Consider the following 23,931-nt stretch of genomic DNA (forward strand, 5'->3'; position numbering starts at 1 on the left):
TTGGTCTGCCGTTATCAGAACTATAATGATCTTTGACAAGATCATAAACGAAATCAAAATCGATCGCTTGATCAATTTTTCGTACGAGATGATCTTCAGGCACTAATTCATCTAAGGCCACGACTTCTAATTGATTTCTTCTTTCTTCTTCACGTTTCGATAACATATTTATCCCCCACAGAAATGTGTTATTACCCTTATTATACAAAAAAGCTTGTAGACTTTGTCTACAAGCTGAGACTTTCTTTATAAAGAAAGTCCTTTTGACTATTCATTTATTGAACTCCCTGACCCTTTAGTTCACGCTGCACGTCTAAGTCGGCAGCTTCTCTGCTGAACTTTGGCAGTGTAATGAAGTAAAAAAGGAAGACGAGTAAAATAATAAAGCCCATTCCGTAATAAATATAAGAAACATTTGTGATGAGTTTTGGAAATAATACAGCAATCAGACCTAATGTCATCGATTGAGCAAACATAGTAAGCGGATCAACCCATCCTGACACACGGCCCATCAGGCGAGGGTGGACGATTCTAGGCAGCCAGCCGCCAATGACAATGTTGACTGGGCCAATGCATGTACCAATGACAAATGATGTGACATAAAACAACCATAATGTATGGGTAGAACCAAGGACAAAAATCAAAATACCTGCGACCAGAATTGGAATCGACATGAGATATTGCATCTTTACCTTCTTAGCGAGGACAGAGCCCATTAAGCTTCCAACGAGCAATCCTGCACCAATCGCAATTGTAAAGAAGGATGTATGCAGCTCAAAATGGTCCGGTGAAAGTCCATATTTCATTGTAAACATCGGAAGAACGGCAAATGCGCCATTGACTAGACCGAAAACAAAAAAGCCAAAAATTAAAGAAGCCAATAATTTGTTTTTTAAAATATACAGAATGCCTTCTTTAAAATCTTTCAGAGACGTTTTGATGGTCATGCCTCTCCAGCCAGCTTGTCCATTTGGCTGACGCGCTTCAATTGGAATGTTACATGAACGAATCAGGATGCCTGAAATAATAAAGCTGACTAAATCAATTGTAATGGCACCGTGAAGTCCAATCGTTTTATACATGATGGCACCAATTCCAACGCCAAATACCATAAATAAACTAAACAGCATTTGATTTAAACCAGCGGCTTTTGCATATTGATCTTTATTTAAAATGGCCTGAACGAGAGAAGCTTCAGCTGGATAGAAGAACTTCGTAATGGCACTTCGAATGAACAAGATCAAGAAAATAAGTGGCAGTGAATTAAAATAAATAACGATGAATAATACAATCGTCAGCCCAGCTCGTATCCAATCACAATTCTCTGCGACTTTTTTACGATCAAAACGGTCTGCGACCACACCGACCATAAAAAAGACAAAGACGGTAGGAAGAGAATACATGAGCTCAGCCAATGTGGCGTATGCGGGCTGATGACTAAAATGGTCGAGCAAATAAAAGGCAAACGCCATATTGCCTACTGTTGTCCCCATTTGCGAAGCAAGTGCTGCAAAAAAGAGACGAACAAAATTTCTGTTTTTAAAAATATCCATAAATACGCTCCTTAACCTGAAGATCCCACTTTATATCATATAAAATTTTAAGCATTCGTACAATTGATTTCTTCTACTGGCTAATGGTCACAGGTGTTCCGTTTGGAACGAGTGAAGCAAGCTCGATGACATTCTGATTATACATTCGAATGCATCCTCTAGAAACAGCTTTACCAATTGAAGACGGGTTATTCGTACCGTGAATGCCGTAATGAATTTTTGAGAGGCTCAGCCAATAAGCGCCAAAGGGACCTCCTGGGTTTGGCTGTCTGTTGACAATATAATAAGAACCTGTCGGTGTCATATTTAAAATTTTCCCTGTTGCAATCGGATACGAACGAATAAGCTGTGATCCAGAAAACAAAACGAGACGTTTCGTTGAAATTGAAACAAAAATGCGGTAAGGGATCGTATTAGGATCCGGTAAACCAGGAATGATAATGACCTCATTTTGTTCGGGCTCACGAGCTTGAAGTGACGGATTTGCAGCTTTTAAGGCATCTGTTGTAGTTCGAAAATCAAGTGCTATAGAAGCAAGGGTTTCTCCACTTTTCACCGTGTATCGAAGCACCAAAGCACACTCCTTTTACTCAAATAAAAGAAGCCATGATGCCGTCACTTGACATACTATATGGACGGAATCAGGCCCAGTAAGGTTTCTCCTAACATTTGTCATGAAAAAGAACTTTGATTATACATATGCAGGAGAGGGCGGTTTGGCTTCTATTTATACGCGAGATGTCAAGGTAAAAAAGGTTAACTCGGGTTTGGCTAAAAACCGAAGCGGCAGCCGCGTTGTTCCAAGTCCACGGTTGACATAGATGCGGTGCTGATCGCTGCCGTATAAACCTTCTATATATGTACGGCCGTAAGGTGCTGTGAGAATCGGTCCATAGAAAGGCAGCTGCACTTGACCGCCATGCGTATGCCCGGAAAGCTGCAAGTTAATAGGTGTTGCTTTCAGCTCTAATGCGGCATCAGGCTCATGGACGAGCAGTAATGTAAATAAATCAGTTGATACTTCCCGTTTGATCAAATCGTAATCAGGCACGCTCATCATGAGATCATCCAGTGAAGCAATCTGAATATGCGCATGATCTTTTTCTAATAGAAACACATCATTTTTACATAACGTAAATCCACAAGCCTCCATTGTTTTCTCATAAAGCTCCACGCCAAATGGTCCGTAGTCATGATTTCCGTAGATGGCAAGCTTACCGAACGGAGCATGAAGCTTATTCAAATAAGCCTTCGCTTTTTCATGCTCTTCAGAGGATGCTTGAAAATCAACGAGATCACCTGTGAACACAATGAGATCTGGAGATGCAGCATTGATTTTCTGGACAATGGCTTCTAGATTCTTCGCACCGAATGTATCACTCAAATGAACGTCACTAAATTGGGCTATTTTAAACTGGTCAAATGAAGCTGGAAGCTGAGCATCTTGAATGGTCAGTGACACGGTATCGATCATGCGCGGCTCAATGTACCTGGCATATCCATATCCACAACTTGTAGCCAAAAAACCGAGAATACTCGCACCAGCTGCTCCTTTTAAAAATTGTCTGCGGGAAAGCTGCTTCATATAAGACTCCTTTATAAATAAAATTAAGTATAGCATCATATTTGGATAATCTCCCATATGGTGCACCGAGGGTCAATCATGATATGATAGACAATAATGAATGAATAGTCATTCAAATGACACAGAGGGGGAGAACAAATGACGAAACAAACAGTGATTGTCACAGGGGGATCAAGCGGTATGGGGAAGGTGATGGCTGATCATTTGGCAGCTGAAGGCTGGAATGTCGTGATTACTGGTAGAACGGAAGAGACGCTGGAAAAGACGGCAAAAGAAATGAAGCAGAAGGGCGGATCTGTCGCTTATTTCCAAATGGATGTACGAAACCCAGAGGATGCTGACCAAATGGTCAAGTTTGCAGTGGATACATTTGGTGATGTCGATGCCCTCATTAACAACGCAGCAGGAAATTTTTTAGTGCCAGCAGAAAAACTGTCTCCTAACGGCTGGAAGGCTGTCATTGATATTGTGTTAAACGGTACATTTTTTTGCAGCCATGCAGTGGGGAATTACTGGATTCGTCAAAAGAAAAGGGGAAGTATGATTAACATGGTGGCCACCTATGCATGGGGTGCTGGTGTAGGCGTGGCGCATTCGGCGGCAGCAAAGGCCGGTGTGTTGTCTCTCACTCGAACGCTTGCTGTGGAATGGGGGAAGCAATATCGAATTCGCGTCAATGCGATCGCACCAGGTCCAATTGAGAGAACAGGCGGTGCAGATAAACTATGGGAATCTGAAGAGGCAGCGCAAAGAACATTAGATAGTGTTCCTCTTGGCAGACTGGGAACACCTGAGGAAATTGCAGCGCTTGCGAGCTTTTTATTGTCTGAGCATGCGTCTTATATAAATGGAGATTGTATCACGATGGATGGGGGACAATGGCTCAACCAATCACCATTTTGATTGACGATGTAAGACCTGCTTTTGATGTGGTATAATCACACAAAGAGAGAAGCAGGTGATGAAAATGGTCGATCCATTGGATATTTTAACGAATATTGAAGATGTTTTCCCGCACTATCAAGCAATATTCAGTGCGGAAGAGCAAAAAGTGATAGGCTATGAGATTCTAGGAAGAATGAAGCTTGAGTCAGAAACGGTCAGCCTAGGCTCCTTCTTTACGGATTCATCTATTCCTGACGAATATAAATTGGAAGTAGATTACAAAGTATTGACTCAAGCACTTGATCTCTTCACAACAGCAGATGACGATTTGCTCATTTTTATTAATCATGATGCCAATATCCTCATGCTGGATCATGGAGAAAGCTTTTTAGAACTTTTAAAAGAATATGAAGCAAGGGGCATTCAGCTTAACCGATTTGTTATTGAGTTTGCAGAGCATACGTTTAGCGGCGACATTGAACAGCTATACCATACGTTAACGTATTATCGTACATATGGGATTAAAATCGCCGTCTCAAATATAGGAAAAGAAAGCAGTAATCTGGACCGGATTGCCTTGCTTTCACCTGATTTATTAAAAATAGATTTACAGGCATTAAAGGCATCGGCGCCATCTCCTTCCTATGAATATGTCTTGTACAGTATTTCATTGCTTGCGAGAAAAATAGGAGCTGCCTTAATTTATGAGGACATTGAAGCGAATTTCCAGCTGCAGTATGCTTGGAGAAATGGCGGGAGATATTTTCAAGGGTTCTATCTTCATGAGCCTGCGGGAGAACTAATCGACCGAAGCCATCGAAAAGATCAGCTTAGAGAAGAATTTCAGCAATTTATTGCCCATGAGAAAAAGAAGCTGCAAGCGGTCTACGAACATTCTGAAACATTTTATAAACGAATTCATCAAGCTGTTACGACTTTAAAGAAAGCGTGCAGCACAAATGATGAGCTCATTCAAAAACTGGCACTTGAACTAACAGATTGCAGCTTCCGGATTTATATGTGTAATGAAGAAGGCTTTCAAATCACTGGAAATGTGTTCAAAAAAGAAGAAGAATGGCTGTTTCAGCCGGAGTATATCGAAAAAAACTGGAGCTGGCGTCCTTATTTCCTAGCAAATATTCTTCAAATGAGAATTAGCGGAAAAGGATTTTTCAGCGATATTTACAGTGATTTAGAAACCGGTGAGAGGATACGTACGTTTTCTTATCCTTTAGAGGGAGATATGTATTTGTTTATAGACCTTCCGTATGCTTATTTATATGAGCAAGATGGATTAATTTGAAGACGCGGCGTGAAGACAAACCCTCGCATTCGTTAAGTCCTGCGTGGCAGTGCTCACGAATGTAAAATCCTCTCCGGTACTCGTCCTTTCTAGACTTCAAAGGTTTTCTATCACGCTGAAATATAAACAAAAGGAATTTTAGCCTTTTGTCATCAATCTGAGCAGCCTTGCAGGCTGCTTTTTTTGATAGAAAAAAGAAATAAAAAATGGTTGACAATGAAACTGATAATCATTATCATTTAGTTATAGAGAGAAGCTACTCTCTGTTCCCCAACCCCTCTATCAGATCAAGATCCAAAAAACTTGGCGCTACCCCCGCCAAGTTTTTTTTGTGCTTCAATCTTTCCCTTCATGCATAGGACAGCCCAAACCTTCCATACATCTTAAGTGATGATAGTTAGACGGTAGGAGGGAAACATCATGATCAAACGTGACATGCGGCTGCTCATTGATTTGCCAAGGCCAGATCACCCAGATGCAAATGGTGCCGCTGCTGTGCAAGAATTACTCGGCGGAAAATTCGGTGAAATGTCCACATTAAATAATTACATGTTTCAATCCTTTAACTTTAGAGGAAAACGAAAACTTAAACCGTTTTATGACCTCGTATCCAGTATTACGGCTGAAGAATTTGGTCATGTTGAGCTTGTAACCACAGCCATCAATCTCATGATTACAGGAACTACCCATGGCGGGGACCCAGATACGACGCCGATGAAGGCAGCTGTCGATAAACGAAATACACAGCATTTTATTCAAACAGCCCAAACAGGCTATCCGTTTGATTCAATGGCAAAACCTTGGACCGGAGAGAATGTGTTCTCAAGTGGCAACCTCATTCTTGATCTTCTCCATAATTTCTTTCTTGAATGCGGAGCACGTACGCACAAAATGCGCGTATATGAAATGACGGACCATCCTACAGCAAGAGAGATGATCGGTTATTTACTTGTCAGGGGCGGCGTGCATATTGTGGCATATGCAAAGGCACTTGAAGTCGCTACAGGAGTAGATGTTGGGAAGATGCTGCCAATCCCAAACCTCGACAACAAATACTTTGACTCAGCGAGGAAATTTGAAGACCAGAATGTTCATACAAAGCTGTATACATTTAGTGATACGGATTACAAGGATATCAATAAAATTTGGAAAGGCAGCCATCCGATTGATGGAAAGCCGCTGACAGTCATTGAGGGCACCCCGCAAGGTGCACCTGTGCCAGATTATAGAGAATTACCGGAAGAGTTTGCACCAGGCATTTCAAAAGAGGATTTTGATGAAATTGCGAAACGGTTGATGAGATCTGCTGGTTTATAAAAATCATGGTGCATGAGATGAGAAAAAAGACTCAAACTAAAAAAACAGATTCTTTTTCTTTTTTTGAATTCAAGAGGAAAAATATCATCTGAGAACACTTTATGGTATGATGCTTTGTAGGACTTGTGTATAATCAATACGGGTTCATCTTGAGTTGTTTTTTTGAAAGGAGTCTTTTTTTAGAATGTCACAATTAATGGGTATCATTACAAGGCTGCAAAGTCTTCAAGAGACAGCAGAAGCTGCAAACGAGCCGGCACAGCGTTATTTCGAAGTGAACGGTGAGAAAATCTGTAGTGTTAAGTATTTCGAAAAGAATCAAACGTTTGAATTGACTGTTTTTCAACAAGGGGATAAGCCAAATACTTTCCCATTTGACAACATTGATATGATTTCGATTGAGATTTTTGAGCTTCTACAATCCTAAGCTGAATCGTATGAAATGTTTTTTCTGAGGATTCCTTCGTTTATTGCGGCAGCATACATGGATCATCATAGATGATATGTACAAATGGAAGATGATCAATCAGCGCATTTTTCGGATAAGAGACCATTAAAAAGGAGTTCCTTTCTGTGAGTGATTCTTTTTTCTACAATCTTTCTGAAGATCATTTAGCGTTTTCTGATGTCGTCATGAGAATGAAAGACTTTATTCGAAAAGACCCTAGATCCGCCTATGTGTTATCAATTGGTACGGACTCTCAGGTCAATCAAAATGTCACAACATTTATGACTGCAATTCATCTCCACCGGATTGGCAAAGGAGCTTGGGGCTGTCTCACACAACAAGTGATCGAGAGACCCGTGCAAAGTCTTAGAGAAAAAATTTCATTAGAGACAGCGTTTAGCCAAAAGGTATGTGCAGACATCCTTGAGGGGCCTTTAACAGAACTGATGGATTTGCTTCTTCCGTTTGCTGAGGAAGGGGCAGACCTTCGTTTTGAAGCCCATCTGGATATTGGCAAAAAAGGAAGTACAAAAGAGCTGATTCAGGAAATGACCGGAATGATCACAGCTATGGGAATTGAAGCGAAAATAAAACCCGACTCATATGCAGCATTTTGCTATGCCAATCGATACACAAAATAAATTCCGTCATTTTTCTCCAAACCTTGTCGAAACGTGCGGTTGACGATTCGATTCTAGTTCCTTATTCTAGCTGTATAGAGAGGAAGCAGACATTCAAAAGCCTGCTAATCAATATAAAAGCATATATGAAACAGGGGGCCTGATGTTGAATGAGCGTCATCGAAAATCGTTTTAATGAAGAAGAGAAAAAGCTATTATTAAACGTATTGCTGAATCAGGAATATGCTGTCGAATTACTAAGCAGTGAGATCAATGATATAGAATGTGGAACAAAAAATGTCGACGACAATACGTATAAGCAATTGATCACATTGTATGACAGAGTAAGGTTTGAGAATTAATATTGATTTAACATTCTATTAGATACTCGGGGGCTGAGTATCTTTTTTATGCAGAAAAAATCTTTCGACAAATTTCGTTTTAGTTTATGCTTAATGGTAAAGGGGAATGTATGATTGATGATTGAGAGAAAAGGGGTCGAAGAAACATGATAGAGATAGAACCGACTCAATTGCTTGAGTCAACAGTAGCCGAGCATATGATTGATGCAGATAAGGTGGCACATGTTCAAATTGGAAATAATCTTGAGCATGCCCTATTGGTTCTAACAAAAACAGGATATACAGCCATACCGGTATTAGACGCTTCTTATCATTTACACGGGTTAATCGGAACGAATATGATTATGGATAAAATCTTCGGTTTAGAACGTATCGAATTCGAGAAGCTCGACCAGTTGAAGGTTGAAGAGGTCATGCTGACGGATATTCCGAGACTTAAAACAACAGATCCTGTACTAAAAGGCGTTCACGCTGTGACGAATAATGGATTTGTTTGTGTAGAAAATGAGGAGCAGGTCTTTGAAGGCATTTTTACTCGACGAGTTGTATTAAAGCGCTTAAATGAGGTCATTCATTCCGCAAAAAAATGAGCTGCAGCCCAGCTTATTTTTTTTTGCCTTCATAAGTTAAAATTTATATAATGAGCATATAAAATAAGGAAAACTTATAGAGAGAAAGGGGACACCCATGCAGCTTCAGGAGTTACATATGCTTGTTGTGCTAAGTGAAGAATTGAATATGAGAAAGGCTTCAGAGCGGCTCTTTGTCTCCCAGCCTGCATTATCTCAAAGATTGCAGACGATCGAAAAGGAATGGGGTACCAAAATCTTTTTTCGTTCACAAAAGGGGCTGACTGTGACCTCGGCAGGTGAACAGATTATTCAATTTGCAAAAGAGGTGACGGTTGAACAGGATCGAGTGAGAGAGCGAATTGATGAACTTGAGGGTGATATTCACGGTACACTCAAGCTTGCGGTGGCGTCGATTATTGGACAGCACTGGCTGCCAAAGGTGTTAAAACGGTATGTTGAAAAATACCCAAATGCCAAAGTATCACTCGTTACTGGCTGGAGCAGTGAAATGCTCAAAAGCTTGTATGAAGACCACGTGCACATAGGAATCATTCGCGGAAACCCTGATTGGAAGGGGACAAAGGAATACTTGATGACAGATCATTTATATTTAGTTGATTCCGTGATCAAGGACGTAGATGAATTAATCAAGACAGAGCGGCCATTTATCCAATTTAAAAGCGACAGCACGTATTATCAGGAAATCCAGCACTGGTGGCACCAAAAGTTTAAAGTGTCTCCAAAGCAGACGATTTTAGTAGACCAAATTGAAACATGTAAACAAATGGCCTACCACGGCATCGGCTACGCCATTTTGCCTTCTGTTACCTTATATGACCACGAAAAAAGTGTTTATAAAACACCGCTTGTTGATGTGAACGGAGAGCAAATCGGCCGTGACACATGGCTGCTAGGCTATGAAGCGTCTTTTCAGTTAAAACAGGTACAAGCATTTGTTGGTGTGGTTAAAGAAATGCTTGAGAATGATGCCGTGTAAGTACCTTCTTGGAATTAGGAGGTACTTTTTTTTATGAAATCATTTGACAATGAAAATCATTATCATTTAAAGTGTACATATAATAATTGAAAATGATTATCATTTAGATGAGGTGACCGATAGATGAAAGCACTAATTGCATTTGCGAGTATGTCTGGAAATACGGAAGATATGGCAGCGATCTTAAAGCAAACACTTGAAGGAAAAGGGATCGATACAGAGATGATGGAGTTTGATGATACGAATGCTGAAGACCTTTCCTCATACGATTACGTATTCATTGGTTCTTATACATGGGGTGATGGAGATTTGCCATATGAAGCAGAGGATTTTTATGAAGAGGTCTCTACGCTGGAACTTCGTCACATCAAAGCAGCTGTCTTTGGATCGGGTGATTACAGCTATCCGAAGTTTTGCGAGGCTGTCCATACATTCCATGACATGCTGAAATCAACGGGTGCATCTGTTTTTCCTGAAACATTAAAAATGGAGCTTGCACCGGATACAGATGAAGATGTGGCGTGCTGTCAGGAATTTGCTGCGAGCTTTTTAACGTGGGCTGCTTTATCTGAGAAACGAGTTGAAAATCATGTTTCATAAAGGAGCAACAGCCGTTGCAGCATCTAAAAGTGGTGGATACTTTGTTGCTGTAAAACGTGAAGGTATTTTTCACTATAATGTGGAGAGCGGATGGCAGCAGCTGTTTAAGCTCAAGCATAAAATCCATGCGATCAGCTATATTGGCCCTTATTTATTCGGTGTTGGTGAAAATGGCACAGTAATTAGATCAGGAGACGAAGGCAACACATGGGCGTTATCTTCATTCCCAACAAATGCAGTCGTTTGGTCTATTACAGGACGCAAAGATGGATTTGTGTGTGCGCATGGAAAACATAGTATCTATGTGTCAAATGATTTCGGAATTTCCTGGGAAATTATGAAGCCGTTTGCTCATGTGAATCATCCGCCGGTCATTCGTTCTTTATGTGCTGCTGGTGATCACCTTTATATTGGAACACAGATTCATGAGGTTCACGGAGGAATATGGGTGTATGACTTGAAGAGTGAACAGGTTTTTCTTCTAAACAGAGAGGAGCACCGAATGACGGCTTCTATGCTGCTCTGTCATGAACATCTTCTTGTTTGTGCGTTAGGTTCAAAAAAAGGCAAAAAAGGATCTGTTCAAATTTTAGATTTACATACAAATATTCTGCATGATATTCAATCACAGGCCTTTGCTAAAGAAGAATCATTTTTGGATGTGTCAGAGGATAATGGCATTGTGTATGTGACCACCTCACAAGACGAACACGGATTTTCTAAAGTGTATCAGCTTGATATCGAGCAAAAAGAGCTCAAATGGTTTGATACGATCAAAGGACATGGTTTTCGTGTAGCCAATCAAAACGAAAACTTTTTCTGTGCGGGTTTATATGAAAGTAAGTTTGTCAGGCCATATGAGGAGCCTGCATTGATTCATTGATAAGGAGGAAGAAAAAGTGACAGAAAAGGTCTTATTGGTATATGCCACGATGTCTGGAAATACAGAAGCGATGGCAGATTTAATTGAAAAAGGGTTAACGGAAGCAGGAGCCGGCGTGGATCGGCATGAAGCGATGGATATTGATGCTGAGCTGCTCAATGATTACTCGCACATTATGTTAGGGGCGTATACATGGGGAGATGGCGATCTTCCGGATGATTTTATTGATTTATATGAAGAAATGGAAGAGCTTGATTTAACGGGAAAAGCATTTGCAGTATTTGGTTCTGGCGATACATCTTACGAACATTTTTGCGGAGCTGTTGATTTAATCGAAGAAAAAGTGAAGGAGCTTGGCGGTGACATTGTCCTGCCCTCAGTTAAGATTGAGCTGAATCCAGAAGGGGAGGAGGAAGACGAATTAATTTCTTTTGGCAGACAATTTGTTCAGCTTCACCAGCAAGAAGCGGGATAATCGGTCCCGCTTGTTTTATTTTCCATTGCGGAGATGACTCTAACACTTGTCATTAAAACACTCCTTTGGTACAGTAATGAAGTATAAATTAAGAGGAGGACATACATACATGAAACAAATGGACGCTAATGAAATTATTTCATTTATTCAAAATAGTACAAAATCAACACCTGTCAAAGTCTATATCAAAGGTGACTTAGAAGGTATTGAGTTTGGTGAACATGCAAAAACATTCATCACAGGAAACACTGGAGTTGTTTTCGGTGAGTGGAGCGAAATTCAAGAAGCGCTAGCATCTAACAAAGACAAAATTGAAGATGTTGTCGTGGAAAATGACCGCCGCAACTCTGCAATTCCGATGTTAGATTTGAAAAACATTAAAGCCCGTATTGAGCCAGGGGCAATCATTCGTGATCAAGTTGAAATCGGTGATAATGCAGTCATTATGATGGGTGCTTCTATTAATATCGGTTCTGTGATTGGCGAAGGTACGATGATTGACATGAACGTGGTGCTTGGCGGCCGTGCGACAGTAGGTAAGAACTGTCATATCGGTGCTGGATCTGTTCTTGCAGGTGTCATTGAGCCGCCGTCTGCTAAACCAGTTGTTGTAGAAGATGACGTTGTCATCGGTGCGAACGCTGTTGTTCTAGAAGGCGTGACAATTGGTAAAGGTGCAGTAGTAGCTGCTGGTGCGATCGTTGTAAACGATGTAGAGCCTTACACAGTTGTAGCAGGTACACCTGCAAAGAAAATCAAAGACATCGATGAGAAAACAAAAGGTAAGACTGAAATCAAACAAGAACTGCGTCAGCTTTAATTCATATAATTCGCAGCTGAAGACAAAGACGTGGATGAGATATCCACGTCTTATTCGTATAGAAGAAAGGAAGCGAGTTCACTTGTTAAATCGTGAGCAATTAATATCCATTCGAAGAGATTTACACCAAATCCCTGAGCTTGGTTTCCAAGAATTTAAAACACAAGCGTATCTCATTCAGCACCTTAGTACCTATTCAAAAGATCGAGTTGAGATTGAAACGTGGCGAACTGGGCTATTTGTGAAAGTGAAGGGAACAAATCCAACGCGCGTATTTGCTTATCGTGCAGATATGGATGGTCTGTCTATTCCTGAGGAAACAGGGTATCCATTTGAATCTGTGCATGAAGGAAAGATGCATGCATGTGGACATGACCTTCATATGACCATTGCACTTGGTATCATTGATCATTTCGTTCATGAACCGATCAAAGAAGATGTATTATTTATCTTCCAGCCGGCAGAAGAAGGTCCAGGCGGAGCTGAACCGATGCTTGCAAGTGATGTATTGAAAAAATGGACGCCTGACTTTATTACAGCGCTGCATATCGCACCTGAATACCCTGTTGGAACAATTGCTACGAAGCCTGGTTTGTTATTTGCCAATACGAGTGAGCTTGTGATTGAGCTTGAAGGAAAAGGAGGACACGCTGCGTATCCTCATTTAGCAAATGATATGGTTGTTGCTGCAAGTGCACTTGTAGGTCAGCTGCAATCGGTCATTTCGCGTAATGTCGACCCCCTTGATAGTGCGGTCATTACAGTCGGTACAATTACCGGTGGAACGGCTCAAAATATTATTGCGCAGCATGCAAAGCTTGACGGTACCATTCGCACACTATCCCCAGAGTCTATGGACAAGGTGAGAAAGAGAATTGAAGCATTGGCAAAAGGTATTGAAATTGGCTACGAATGCAAGGCAACCGTTCGATACCCTTCATCTTATTACGAAGTGGACAATTCAAAGGATTTGACTGAGGAATTTATGTCATATGTAGCTGAAGAAGGGCTAGCAAATGTGATTGAATGCAGAGAAGCCATGACAGGAGAAGATTTTGGGTACATGCTGAAAAAGTATCCCGGCTTTATGTTTTGGTTAGGGGTCGATTCAGAATACGGCCTGCACCATGCAAAGCTCCAGCCTGATGAAAACGCGATTGAAACAGCTGTGAATGTCATGACGGCTTATTTTAAAAAGCAAGCTGGCGAATGAATAATCGAGCTGTCTCCTGTACACCTTATGAACAGGAGGTGTTCTTGATTATGACAAGAATTGGTGTAGAACAATCTTTATCCGATGTAGAAGAACTATTGAAGCAAAAAGGGTATGATGTCGTACGTATTCAAAATGAGCAGCAAATGGATCAGTGTGACTGTTATGTCGTCACAGGACTAGATTCAAATGTTCTTGGCATTTCAGACACAACAACAAAGGCATCTGTTATTACAGCATCAGGTATGACGGCTGATGAAATTTGCCAAGAAGTAGAACAGCGTGTTCAATAAAACAAGAAAAAGAACCGGTAGATTATGATCCCGGTTCTTTTTGCTCTTTTTCTATATCGAGTACTTCTTTCATTTTTTTGCGCAAGATTCGTTCCACCCGCCATTGCTCCATTGTTTCAGTTTTCGCTATGATGCGCAGCACAAGGGAAGAGGAACCGAACGCCTCCACGCCGACAACTTGAGGACCTTCGATAATTTGAGGAGTTTCCTCCCGCACCTCATCACAGGCAGCTTGAAGGGCTGTGATCATCTGATCCACATTTTCATCCGGTGACAGCTCAATATCAACGAGTGCCTGCATCGTCCCTCTAGAATGATTGCTCACATTCAGTATGCTGCGATTTGGAATGAAATGAAGGGTGCCGTCAAAGCTTCGAAGCTGCGTGGTTCTTAGGCCAATTTGTTCGACAATCCCATCGAAGCCAGCGACCGTTATATATTCTCCTACATCAAATTGTTTTTCCAATAATATAAAGAATCCAGTCACAATATCACTCACTAACCCTTGAGCGCCAAAACCGATCGCAAGTCCCACAACGCCTGCACCTGCCAGTAAAGCGGTCGGGTTATAATGAAATAAGTCGAGGATCATCACAACTAGAATAAAAATCAATAAGTAGGCGAAAATATTTAACGTCAGACTTTGCAGTGTCTGAGCTCTTGATAAAGAGACTTCATGCTTTTCAGCGAATGTTGAATAGGCGCGTTTAATCATCTTGTTTCCTATGGCTCTGATGATAAAGTAAATGGCAAAAATGGCGACTATTTTTAGCAAAATTATACTGCTATTGAGGATAATGGAAACCCAATCTACTTGTTGAAATGCTCTCATAATCTTCAAAACCTTTCTATGTATGCTCTAAAAGAGAAGCTAATCATTTGTTCCCTTATGCAAGTCATGTTAAACTTTTGATAAGTAGAGCAGGAATTGTGACAAATCGTTAATTAAATTTATTATTAATTAATATTGACTAAAAATCGCATAAGTATTATAATTGTAATTGTGAAGTTATTAACTAAATGAGAATTTTAAGTTTTGATTCTCATTTTATATACAGCTAAGAAGACTGTATAAAGATATTATTTTTTGGAGGGATTTACATATGGCAGAGCGTTTTGTAGGAAAGCAAGCTCCACGTTTTGAAATGGAAGCAGTACTTGCTAACAAGGAATTTGGTAAAGTAAGTTTAGAGGAAAACATGAAGAATGACAAATGGACAGTTCTTTTCTTCTATCCAATGGATTTCACATTTGTTTGCCCAACTGAAATTACAGCAATGAGCGATCGTTATGATGAGTTCGAAGATTTAGATGCAGAAATCATTGGTGTATCTACTGATACAATCCACACGCATCTTGCTTGGATCAATACAGACCGTAAAGATAATGGTCTAGGTGAATTAAAATACCCGTTAGCTGCTGATACTAACCACACAGTATCTAGAGAATACGGCGTTTTAATTGAAGAAGAAGGAATTGCTCTTCGCGGTTTATTCATCATTAACCCAGAAGGCGAACTTCAATACCAAACAGTATTCCACAACAACATCGGTCGTGATGTAGATGAGACATTACGTGTTCTTCAAGCACTACAAACTGGTGGACTTTGCCCAGCGAACTGGAAACCTGGTCAAAAAACACTTTAATTGATAACTGAAGAAACAGGAGGGTCTAACTGATGTTAGACCTTTTTGTTTCGACACATACAATGGATGGAGGCGCTTCATAATGAAATTACGTCAACCAATGCCAGAACTAACTGGCGCAAAAGAATGGTTAAATGGAGAAGTAACAAAAGAAGATTTGATTGGTGACAAACCAACATTGATTCATTTCTGGTCAGTCAGCTGTCATCTTTGTAAAGAGGCAATGCCTCAAGTCAATCAATTCCGTGATGAATACAAGGATCAACTAAACGTTGTGGCAGTTCATATGCCTCGTTCAGAGGATGACCTAGATTTAGAAAAAATCAAAGAAGTTGCGAAAGAGCATGAAATCACGCAGCCAATCTTTGTGGACAGTGATCATCACTTAACAGAAGCCTTTGAAAACGAATATGTACCGGCATATTATGTATTTGATAAAACAGGTGCTTTGCGCCACTTCCAAGCCGGCGGAAGCGGAATGAAAATGCTTGAAAAACGTGTCAATCGAGTGCTTTCTGAGTCTGAAAAGGCTGCAGAATAAGCTTCCCCCCCATAAATGGGGGTTTTTTCATGGACAAAAATAGGGAGCATATGGCTTCGGATGAGTTTTTGTGTAGGTATTATTCCTAAGAAAAGAGAAAATGAGGGAGTTTATTAAAAAATATCCCTGAAACAAAAAGGTATAACGACCTATTTACATTTTTGTTTTGAAATGAAAATGTAAAGATTTTAACTTTTTACTATTCAGAACGTTTTTGCACAAAAGAAATTTCAGTTAGGTAAATAACTATATAAATCAAGTAGTATAAGCGTTTATTCAATTTTTTTACAATATTTTAAGGTTTGTCAAAAGCCTATAGTGGCAATGAAATGGGTGCCGATTTTTCCTCTTTGGCAAAATTTTAGTTGAAAATACCTATCTGTTAGTAAACTGTAAAATGATAAAAAAATAGTTGATAAAATTAGTTTTCTAATCTAATATTTACTATAGAATATTTTTTATATGATGAGGGGGAAATCCATTGTTTAATGAGAGGGAAGCGTTACGTTTACGATTGGAACAATTAAACGAGGCAGAAGTAAAGGTCATCCGTGAATATCAAATTGAGCGAGATGCGATTTATGCAAAATTAAGAGAATTAGACCGTCAAGGAACAGGTCTAGTGTCAGATACAAAAAAAGAAGTACGTACAGAGAGAAAGACGGATTCACTGCCTGTATTAGCTGAGCTTGCTGCGCAAGAAATGAGAAGCTACCAGCAGCCGGCACAACCACAATCGTCATCTATAGGAACAGGACAGCTAAACGGTGCGCCTGTAGGTATTCCTGAAGGATCGACAAGACGCAGAAGAGGCACAGCTCGTCCTGGCTCTAAGGCAGCGAAGCTTCGTGAAGCTGCGATTAAAACGTTAAAACGTCATAATGCAGCGATTAAAAGCTCAGAGCTTCAAAAAGAGATCGAAAAAGAGAGCGGTCTTGAAATCCCAAATATGACAACGTTTATGCAAAGCTTAATTAAAATGTACCCTGAAGTGAAGAAGCCTTATCGCGGACAGTATATTTTAGAAGGCGACATTCAAACAGAAGACGAATAAATAAAAAACTGCTGGGCATAAAAGCCAGCAGTTTTTTATTTCGAGAATTACTTCTTTTGATCAACTGTATAGACAATTTTGCGTTCCTTGGGCAGGTGATCACGCTGTTTTTTAAAGCTGTCGATTTTGACTGTCATGACCTCTCCGTTACGCTGCACTGCATCGACTTGTTCCTGAAGTGATTGAACTTGTTCGTTGAGTTTCTTCAAGATCGGTTCGATTTCTTCTGTCGTTTGCAGGATGCGGTCTCGTGAGAATGGCTGTGCATTTGTTTGTGCTGACTGGTCAATATCAGCAAAATGAGAGGCGATCCATTCTTCGCTTTCTGCTAACTGTTTTTGATAGCTTGTGAGCGTTTCGTAAAAAATCGCTTCTTTTGCTTTTTCTATTTGTAGCAATTTCTCTTGTGTTTCATAAAAACGCTCTTCAAGGTGTCTGACGCCTTCCTGTAATACATGAAACTCTGCATTTTTATCGCTCAATGTTTGCTGCAGCTTCTCAATCACTGCGGATAAAGTATTTCCTTTTTTCTCCTCTTTTGCAAGCTGTTTATCTTGATCCTCTATCCGTTCATTTAATTGTTGAGAGATTTCTTTATATTTGACAACTTTCAAATGCAGCCTGTGTTTTTCTTCGGTTTCTTTTCTTCTATGATAGGTTTCCTTTTGCAGCATCTCGTGAAGAAGGACCATTTTATGTAATAATTCTGATTTGCTGTAGGAGAGTTCCTGTATTTTTGAGGCAGCACTGTGTTGATCATTGGTCATTTCATCCAATTGTTGTTTTAATTGCGTGAAATCCTTTTTCATCTCATGATATTCTTGAGTTAACTTCTTATTTTTAGAATACGTATATGAGGACTGTAAATCAGAGATCATTTGTTGATATTTGGCAGTTTCAGCTTTTAAGTATAAATTCTCTTGAGATAAATCATGGAATAGGGGAGAAGCATGGCGCCTGTTCATCGATAGACCCTCCTTATTCATGTTACCAATAAAGTATGCAAAAGGAGTGCGATTAGAACAACCATATCAAAGGAGGACTTAGAGGATGCACGTAGTGAATGTAATTTTAGCTGGAGGCGCTTCCAGACGCTTTGGAGAGCCAAAGGCAAGTCATATGTATCAAGGGAAACCATTATATGAGCATGTGAAAGAGCAGCTTTTAGAAGAGCAGACAGTTATCATCAGCCATCCATCGCTTCTTCCTTTTTTCAAAGCAAGAGGTGAACAAAGTGTGTGGTTAGATGATGAAGAGGTGCGCGGATGCGGACCGCTTGCCGGCATATATACGGCGATGCAAAAGCAAGAGGCAGAATGGTATTTAGTAACGGCATGTGATATGCCTTTCATACGGAAGGAAACGGCGAAAGTATTATCGTCCTATTGCAGCGAGCACGCAGACGCTATCATCCCGCTTGTTCAGGGCAGATTACAGCCTTTATTTGCGCTTTATCACCGCCGCTCACTGCCTTTTATTCGCGCGTGTTTAAAAGAGAATCAATTTGCCGTCAAGGACTTGCTTCAAAAGCTTCATGTGCGCATCGTTTCAGAGGAAGAATTGAACGTGACATCAAACGAATTTCGTAATATCAATAAAAGAAGCGATTTACCTGAAAACGGTATGATATGATACATAAAAAACGGTGAGGAGAGAACAGCATTGAATGACCGATATTCAAGACAAATCTTGTTCCCTCCGGTTGGGGAAAAAGGACAGCATGCGCTGGCTGAAAGTCACGTTCTGATCGTTGGAGCCGGTGCTCTTGGTACCGCCTCTGCGGAAGGGCTTGTTCGGTCTGGCATCGGTACGCTTACGATTGTCGATCGTGATTATGTGGAATTTTCAAATTTACAGCGGCAGCAGCTGTACACGGAACATGATGCAAAGGCACATGTGCCAAAAGCAGCTGCGGCAAAAAAACGTCTCGAGCAGATCAATCATGAAGTGACGATACACGCCCTGATTGAAGATGCAGGGGCGGAGCTGTTAAGGCCGTTATTCCAGAGAGCAGATATCGTCATTGATGCAACAGATAATTTTGAGACAAGAATGGTGATGAATGATTTATCACTAGAAACGAAGACGCCGTGGATATATGGCGCTTGTGTGAGCAGTCAGGGGATGTATATGACCATATTGCCGGATAAAACGCCATGTTTATCATGTGTGTTCACGGCAATGCCTGTTGACGGCTTGACGTGTGATACAGCGGGGATTATTTCACCTGCCGTTCAAATGGTCTCTGCTTATCAGCAAACAGAGGCACTCAAGTATTTAACAGGTCATGAAGAGCAAATCGAGCGGAAATTTGTCACGTTTGATCTTTGGCAGTCCACATCCTTTAAAATGGATTTATCTCGCACTAAAGAGAAGACCTGTCCAACTTGCGGCACGGCAAGAACCTATCCTTATTTACATGACCAGCGTAAAAAATCGACGGTCCTTTGCGGACGTGACACCGTTCAAATTGTTTCAAAGGATTTAGCAAAACTATCATTTCAGCATATGAAAGAGCGGCTCTCATCTATATGTGAGGTGGAAGTAAACGACTTCTTAATCCATGTACGCTATGAAAACTACCGAATGGTCTGTTTCAAAGGGGGACGTGCATTAATCCATGGAACAAATGATGAAAAAGAAGCCAATTCATTACTAGCAAGACTGCTAGGGATATAGGAGTGATGTGTGATGGAAAGACGGCAGCCAATACCAGTAGAAGAGGCTATAAAGAAAGTCCACCAATACGAAAAAAATGGAGAAATAGAATGGGTCCCTTTAAAAGACAGCCTTGGACGGTTTATTGCAGAAGATATTTTGGCAGACCATGATGTTCCGGCATTTGATCGTTCTCCTTATGATGGCTTTGCACTTCGGGCAGAAGATACAAAAGAAGCGTCAAGTGCGCATCCAGTGGAATTCGAGGTCATTGATCATATTGGTGCAGGAATGGTCTCAGCAAAAACCATCGGTCCCTTTCAGGCCATTCGTATTATGACAGGAGCAAAAATTCCAAATGGCGCAAATGTCGTTATCATGATTGAACTGACGAAGACTTTTGAAAAAGGCGGCAAATCATTCATGTCACTGAAAAGACCGCTGAAAAAGGGAGACAATATTTCTCGTCAAGGAGAAGAGGTACTCAAAGGAAACGTGATGGTCAAAAAAGGAACAGATGTCACTCCTGGCGTCACGGCTCTATTGGCGACATTCGGATATGCGGTAGTGCCAGTTGTCAAAAAACCGGTGATTGGCATTATCTCAACAGGCACAGAGCTTCTTCAAGTAAGTGATGCCATGGTGGACGGCAAGATTAGAAATAGTAATCTTAGTATGGTCTATGCGCAAGTACTTGAGGCCGTAGCTGAGCCGCTTGATTTAGGCGGAGTCTCCGATGATTTTGACAAAAGTTATCATGCAGTAAAAGCAGCCATGAGCAAGGTAGACATTCTGATCACAACAGGCGGTGTGTCAGTGGGTGATTTTGACTTTCTGCCTGCCATTTATGAAAAGCTGGGAGCCAAGGTCCTGTTTAATAAAGTAGCCATGAGACCTGGAAGTGTGACGACTGTGGCTGCAATGCCGAATGGTCAATTGCTGTTTGGGCTGTCCGGCAACCCTGCTGCCTGTTTTGTGGGCTTTGAATTATTTGTGAAACCGATCATTTATAAATGGTATAGGAAAGAAAATCCGTTTCCCGGCTTCGCTGAGGCGAAACTCACACATGATTTTCCGAAAGCCAATCCGTTCACTCGATTTGTCAGGGCGGCCCTTCAATTCACTGGCAGTCACATCAGTGTGACTCCAACAGGTCTTGATAAATCAAGTGCAGTGACCTCTATTGCAGAGGCTAACTGTTTCATCGTGCTGCCTGGGGGAACAAGAGGTTTTCAAGCAGGTGATCAAGTTGATGTTCTGCTGTTTCAGCACAAAGGCGGTGGGTCTCCATGCTGGATGACAAATTAAGCATATTACAGGTGGTCGGTTATCAAAATAGCGGCAAGACCACGTTGATCGAAAAGCTCTGTCAGCTGGCTGAACGTGAAGGGCTGAAGCTAGGCTGCTTTAAACACCATGGACATGGCGGGACACCAGATCGTCTTTTCAAAGAAAAAGATACTGATCGATATATTCAGGCAGGTGCATATGCCGCAGGTGTTGAAGGAGAGGGTGAATTTCACTTTTCGATGCAGCACATCACGTTAGAGCAGCTGCTCAACATGTGTCAGCATCTTCCGTTAGACGCTGTTCTCATAGAGGGGTACAAACAGGCGCCTTATCGCAAAATCGTTTGTGTCAAGAATGAAGAGGAGCTTAATGACCTTTCGACTCTTTCTAATATACAAGCAGCTATTTATTTTTCTCAAGAGAATCCATTAACCGAAAATTACCCGTTTCCTGTGTTTTCAGCTTTTGATAAGCGCGGGATGACATCTGCTTTTCACTTATTGAAGGGAGGCGGCACGTTTTGAGCGAACTTTTTAAAATAACAAAAACGCCGATTGAGGTAAACGAATTGATTCAGCATGTGACAAGACGAAAGGCAGGAGCCATTACAACGTTTATCGGGACGGTCAGAGAATGGACAAACGGCAAGAAAACATTGCGTTTAACCTACGAAGCATACATACCAATGGCGGAAAATATGCTAAGGCAGATTGGACAAGAAATGAAGAATCGGTGGCCTGACACTGAAGCAGCGATTGTGCACCGGATTGGAACACTTGAGATAACGGATATTGCTGTTGCGATCGCCGTTTCGTCTCCTCATAGGAAGGCTGCCTACGAAGCCAATGAATATGCCATTGAACGAATCAAGGAAATCGTTCCCATTTGGAAAAAAGAATATTGGGAAGACGGAGAAGCCTGGATAGGTGATCAGCTTGAAACGGTTTCATATCCAGAAGGTAAACCTAGCCATCTTCAACTTGCAGAGAAAGAAGGTGATCAGCATGATTAATGTGTTATTGTTCGCCGGCCTTGCTGAGAAGGCCGGTAAACAACAAATCATCATTCAAAAAGATCAAACAACGGTTGATGAGATTAAATTAGAATTACAGGAGGTATATGGTGTTGATGCTGCACAAAACGTAATGGTTGCAGTCAACGAAATATATACGAGGGAAAATGCTGAAGTGCGTAGCGGGGACACTGTTGCACTCATTCCTCCTGTAAGTGGTGGATAATAGATATTAGAGGATTTGGTTATGGCCACCCGGCTGTAACCAATTTTTTATGTGTGAAAAGTTTGTAGAGGTGCTTGGGTGTGATCTTCGTAAATAAAACATCCCCTTCTTGCTTTAGAAATGTGAGGATCGAGCTGCTGAATGAGATCATACAATTCGCTGATTCGTCTCACATTGAAATCTGTTTGAGCTTGAAGCTGTTCCTTTAATTCTTTTGTGCTCACAATGCTTCCCTTTTTCTCTTTAATAATATCTACACATCTTGCAGCGTAGTATATTTTGTCGTTAGAAGGTCTGCTTTCTTTCATATCAAGTAATTTGAGCTCATGATAAATCGATTCTCTTTCCTTTCGAAAGTATTGCCATGCTTCTTGTTCCTTTTCATACAGTAAAATCAATTGCATTTTCAATTTTTCTCTTAACATTCACTTGACTCCATTTCCACTATCATTTAACCTACCTCTATTTTACATTATATGAAAAAATAACTTTTGATCAAGTAAAATCCCTTTATTTTTAATTTTTTAATATGAAAGTATTGATACTAAAGACTTATTTGTTCTGTAAAAGAAACCAATCATAGTCCTATAAAGCCGGGATTCGCCGAAATTACTAGGATTATTTTAACAAAAAATTGTTGTGTCTATCTAAGACCATGCGAATCCAAAAGAAAAGGATATTTATTCCGAAAGACATATTGTTTACTTAATAAAATGTTTTTAAGTCAGTAAAAGCACGATTCTTGATGTGAATATTGTCGGATCATGAGGTCATTTGAAGGGTTTCATTCGTGAAAATAGAATAATAGATAAAATTTTTTCTCAACGAAAATAAGAAAATTAAATGATCGATCACTTATTGGCAATCTTTTGATAAAATAGAAAGAAAAAGAGCGTCATTGTGCGTTTGCATACTTGCTTGACATAGAGAGGATGACATTTGGTGAAAGAAAACATGCAAAAACCTACGATCATTGGAGTGAGCACAAGACCATCAGAGCACCTGAAAAGAGTATGGGAACATCCAGTTGTTTGGTGGCCTTTATCTTGTGTGCTTATTTTAACAGTCGTTGTGACTTATTTGTCTGAGCTCGTAAATAAGGGAATGTGGGCAGATTTAAGTTTGCCGGTACCTGTTGTTTATGTGGTGACGCTTATTGGTCTGGTATTTGGGATTGTCATCAATGCTGCTATATATAAGTTCATCGTATTTTTAGCGAAAGGTGATGCATCATTTCGGCAGCTGTTTTCAGCGGTCCTGTTCATTACGCCCGTTACGATCATTGGGACGATTATTTCTCATTTGGCAGTAATCCTTTTTCATGTTCCAAAAGACATCACGGTTACCTCGTTAAACGCGCTCATACGAATTTCTGGTCCATGGCAGGCGGTGTTAGCCAATATCGATCTTTTTGTGATCTGGAATCTTGTTTTAACAGGCTTTTTATTCATCCGAGTTGGGCGTATATCACCGAGAATTTCTTGGGTGATTATCGGCGTTTTTTATATCTTATCGTTAATTTTTCAATATGTAGGAACAGCAATTAACATATCAGTAAGCTGGGGGTAGAAGGTTTTT

At 40.6% G+C, this 23,931-nt stretch carries 31 protein-coding genes; 24 read left to right on the plus strand and 7 right to left on the minus strand.

The features are described from left to right. The 4 genes from BAE31_RS19445 to BAE31_RS03460 form a co-directional block, all read right to left on the minus strand. Positions 1–166: transposase (locus tag BAE31_RS19445; protein ID WP_481747477.1), on the minus strand; the 166-nt coding region annotated here is incomplete at its 3' end. Between the two features lie 109 nt (positions 167–275). Then, positions 276–1,553 (minus strand): MFS transporter, encoded by a 1,278-nt coding sequence (locus BAE31_RS03450; RefSeq protein WP_034281582.1) that lies wholly within the window; start codon positions 1,551–1,553, stop codon positions 276–278. 73 nt (positions 1,554–1,626) lie between these two features. Then, positions 1,627–2,124, minus strand: a complete 498-nt coding sequence (locus BAE31_RS03455; protein WP_034623332.1) for a L,D-transpeptidase family protein — start codon at positions 2,122–2,124, stop codon at positions 1,627–1,629. A gap of 156 nt (positions 2,125–2,280) precedes the next feature. After that, the gene (locus BAE31_RS03460; RefSeq protein WP_076839461.1) at positions 2,281–3,138 is read right to left on the minus strand and encodes a metallophosphoesterase; all 858 of its coding nucleotides are present in this window, start codon (positions 3,136–3,138) and stop codon (positions 2,281–2,283) included. 138 nt (positions 3,139–3,276) lie between these two features. Between BAE31_RS03460 and fadH the strand changes: the two genes are divergently transcribed. The 14 genes from fadH to BAE31_RS03530 all read left to right on the plus strand — a co-directional run bounded on the left by fadH (position 3,277) and on the right by BAE31_RS03530 (position 13,926). Beyond that, positions 3,277–4,041 (plus strand): 2,4-dienoyl-CoA reductase, encoded by a 765-nt coding sequence (fadH, locus tag BAE31_RS03465; protein WP_076839463.1) that lies wholly within the window; start codon positions 3,277–3,279, stop codon positions 4,039–4,041. A gap of 64 nt (positions 4,042–4,105) precedes the next feature. After that, complete coding sequence (locus tag BAE31_RS03470) at positions 4,106–5,326, plus strand: EAL domain-containing protein (RefSeq protein ID WP_076839827.1); 1,221 nt, start codon at positions 4,106–4,108, stop codon at positions 5,324–5,326. Positions 5,327–5,746: 420 nt separating this feature from the next. Continuing rightward, the gene (locus BAE31_RS03475) at positions 5,747–6,643 is read left to right on the plus strand and encodes a manganese catalase family protein (protein WP_075622945.1); all 897 of its coding nucleotides are present in this window, start codon (positions 5,747–5,749) and stop codon (positions 6,641–6,643) included. 184 nt (positions 6,644–6,827) lie between these two features. Further along, a complete protein-coding gene (locus tag BAE31_RS03480) occupies positions 6,828–7,070 on the plus strand; it encodes a YkuJ family protein (protein ID WP_003212254.1) in 243 nt (80 codons plus the stop codon). A 146-nt stretch (positions 7,071–7,216) separates the two neighbouring features. Beyond that, complete coding sequence (locus BAE31_RS03485) at positions 7,217–7,732, plus strand: ribonuclease H-like YkuK family protein (RefSeq protein WP_024426864.1); 516 nt, start codon at positions 7,217–7,219, stop codon at positions 7,730–7,732. Between the two features lie 149 nt (positions 7,733–7,881). Further along, the gene (gene abbA, locus BAE31_RS03490; RefSeq protein WP_003210802.1) at positions 7,882–8,073 is read left to right on the plus strand and encodes an antirepressor AbbA; all 192 of its coding nucleotides are present in this window, start codon (positions 7,882–7,884) and stop codon (positions 8,071–8,073) included. A gap of 146 nt (positions 8,074–8,219) precedes the next feature. After that, complete coding sequence (gene cbpB / locus BAE31_RS03495; protein ID WP_034281593.1) at positions 8,220–8,663, plus strand: cyclic-di-AMP-binding protein CbpB; 444 nt, start codon at positions 8,220–8,222, stop codon at positions 8,661–8,663. Positions 8,664–8,760: 97 nt separating this feature from the next. After that, the gene (locus BAE31_RS03500; RefSeq protein ID WP_024424721.1) at positions 8,761–9,642 is read left to right on the plus strand and encodes a LysR family transcriptional regulator; all 882 of its coding nucleotides are present in this window, start codon (positions 8,761–8,763) and stop codon (positions 9,640–9,642) included. A gap of 123 nt (positions 9,643–9,765) precedes the next feature. Further along, entirely contained in the window at positions 9,766–10,242 is a 477-nt protein-coding gene (locus tag BAE31_RS03505) for a flavodoxin (protein ID WP_041108802.1), read from the plus strand. Beyond that, entirely contained in the window at positions 10,232–11,125 is an 894-nt protein-coding gene (locus BAE31_RS03510; protein WP_076839464.1) for a WD40/YVTN/BNR-like repeat-containing protein, read from the plus strand. The genes BAE31_RS03505 and BAE31_RS03510 overlap by 11 nt, the downstream gene beginning before the upstream one ends. Before the next feature lie 16 nt (positions 11,126–11,141). Continuing rightward, entirely contained in the window at positions 11,142–11,600 is a 459-nt protein-coding gene (locus BAE31_RS03515; RefSeq protein ID WP_075622949.1) for a flavodoxin, read from the plus strand. A 109-nt stretch (positions 11,601–11,709) separates the two neighbouring features. Continuing rightward, positions 11,710–12,420 (plus strand): 2,3,4,5-tetrahydropyridine-2,6-dicarboxylate N-acetyltransferase, encoded by a 711-nt coding sequence (gene dapD / locus BAE31_RS03520; RefSeq protein ID WP_008347987.1) that lies wholly within the window; start codon positions 11,710–11,712, stop codon positions 12,418–12,420. Between the two features lie 34 nt (positions 12,421–12,454). Beyond that, positions 12,455–13,633, plus strand: coding sequence for an N-acetyldiaminopimelate deacetylase (locus tag BAE31_RS03525; protein ID WP_075622950.1), 1,179 nt, complete (start codon positions 12,455–12,457; stop codon positions 13,631–13,633). Positions 13,634–13,683: 50 nt separating this feature from the next. After that, positions 13,684–13,926 carry a YkuS family protein gene (locus BAE31_RS03530; protein WP_024424725.1) on the plus strand — a complete coding sequence of 81 codons (243 nt, stop codon included), beginning with the start codon at positions 13,684–13,686 and terminating at the stop codon, positions 13,924–13,926. Positions 13,927–13,948: 22 nt separating this feature from the next. Here BAE31_RS03530 and BAE31_RS03535 read toward each other — a convergent pair whose 3' ends face one another. Beyond that, positions 13,949–14,758, minus strand: coding sequence for a mechanosensitive ion channel family protein (locus BAE31_RS03535; RefSeq protein WP_076839466.1), 810 nt, complete (start codon positions 14,756–14,758; stop codon positions 13,949–13,951). Between the two features lie 271 nt (positions 14,759–15,029). On the opposite strand from BAE31_RS03535, the gene ahpA reads away from it, so the two are divergent. The 3 genes from ahpA (at position 15,030) to rok (ending at position 17,167) form a co-directional block, all read left to right on the plus strand. After that, the gene (ahpA, locus tag BAE31_RS03540; protein WP_003211758.1) at positions 15,030–15,572 is read left to right on the plus strand and encodes a biofilm-specific peroxidase AhpA; all 543 of its coding nucleotides are present in this window, start codon (positions 15,030–15,032) and stop codon (positions 15,570–15,572) included. A gap of 82 nt (positions 15,573–15,654) precedes the next feature. After that, positions 15,655–16,113 carry a TlpA family protein disulfide reductase gene (locus BAE31_RS03545; RefSeq protein WP_024424727.1) on the plus strand — a complete coding sequence of 153 codons (459 nt, stop codon included), beginning with the start codon at positions 15,655–15,657 and terminating at the stop codon, positions 16,111–16,113. Positions 16,114–16,594: 481 nt separating this feature from the next. After that, positions 16,595–17,167, plus strand: a complete 573-nt coding sequence (gene rok / locus BAE31_RS03550; RefSeq protein WP_041108810.1) for a transcriptional regulator Rok — start codon at positions 16,595–16,597, stop codon at positions 17,165–17,167. A 47-nt stretch (positions 17,168–17,214) separates the two neighbouring features. Here rok and BAE31_RS03555 read toward each other — a convergent pair whose 3' ends face one another. Then, entirely contained in the window at positions 17,215–18,132 is a 918-nt protein-coding gene (locus BAE31_RS03555; protein WP_076839468.1) for a coiled-coil domain-containing protein, read from the minus strand. 85 nt (positions 18,133–18,217) lie between these two features. Here BAE31_RS03555 and BAE31_RS03560 point away from each other — a divergent pair, with 85 nt between their 5' ends. Genes BAE31_RS03560 through moaD form a run of 6 tightly spaced genes read left to right on the plus strand, consistent with a single transcriptional unit; the run spans position 18,218 to position 22,353 of the window. Next, on the plus strand, positions 18,218–18,799 hold the full coding sequence (locus BAE31_RS03560) for a molybdenum cofactor guanylyltransferase (RefSeq protein ID WP_076839470.1): 582 nt from the start codon (positions 18,218–18,220) through the stop codon (positions 18,797–18,799). Between the two features lie 30 nt (positions 18,800–18,829). Next, a complete protein-coding gene (locus BAE31_RS03565; protein WP_076839472.1) occupies positions 18,830–19,846 on the plus strand; it encodes a thiazole biosynthesis adenylyltransferase ThiF in 1,017 nt (338 codons plus the stop codon). 9 nt (positions 19,847–19,855) lie between these two features. After that, complete coding sequence (locus BAE31_RS03570; RefSeq protein ID WP_076839473.1) at positions 19,856–21,133, plus strand: molybdopterin molybdotransferase MoeA; 1,278 nt, start codon at positions 19,856–19,858, stop codon at positions 21,131–21,133. Then, positions 21,115–21,639: a molybdopterin-guanine dinucleotide biosynthesis protein B gene (mobB, locus tag BAE31_RS03575; RefSeq protein ID WP_041109736.1), complete on the plus strand. Its 525-nt coding sequence runs from the start codon at positions 21,115–21,117 to the stop codon at positions 21,637–21,639. The genes BAE31_RS03570 and mobB overlap by 19 nt, the downstream gene beginning before the upstream one ends. After that, on the plus strand, positions 21,636–22,127 hold the full coding sequence (locus BAE31_RS03580; RefSeq protein WP_056766335.1) for a molybdenum cofactor biosynthesis protein MoaE: 492 nt from the start codon (positions 21,636–21,638) through the stop codon (positions 22,125–22,127). The genes mobB and BAE31_RS03580 overlap by 4 nt, the downstream gene beginning before the upstream one ends. Further along, positions 22,120–22,353: a molybdopterin converting factor subunit 1 gene (moaD, locus tag BAE31_RS03585; RefSeq protein ID WP_041108823.1), complete on the plus strand. Its 234-nt coding sequence runs from the start codon at positions 22,120–22,122 to the stop codon at positions 22,351–22,353. Before BAE31_RS03580 ends, moaD begins: the two co-directional genes overlap by 8 nt. 47 nt (positions 22,354–22,400) lie before the next feature. Here moaD and BAE31_RS03590 read toward each other — a convergent pair whose 3' ends face one another. Next, positions 22,401–22,778 (minus strand): Rok-like winged helix domain-containing protein, encoded by a 378-nt coding sequence (locus BAE31_RS03590; RefSeq protein WP_024424734.1) that lies wholly within the window; start codon positions 22,776–22,778, stop codon positions 22,401–22,403. 517 nt (positions 22,779–23,295) lie between these two features. Between BAE31_RS03590 and yknW the strand changes: the two genes are divergently transcribed. Continuing rightward, on the plus strand, positions 23,296–23,922 hold the full coding sequence (gene yknW, locus BAE31_RS03595) for a YknW family membrane protein (RefSeq protein WP_041108825.1): 627 nt from the start codon (positions 23,296–23,298) through the stop codon (positions 23,920–23,922). Positions 23,923–23,931 lie beyond the last annotated feature (9 nt).

It is taken from the genome of Bacillus sp. I-2 (assembly GCF_001974945.1).
Lineage (GTDB): Bacteria > Bacillota > Bacilli > Bacillales > Bacillaceae > Bacillus > Bacillus safensis.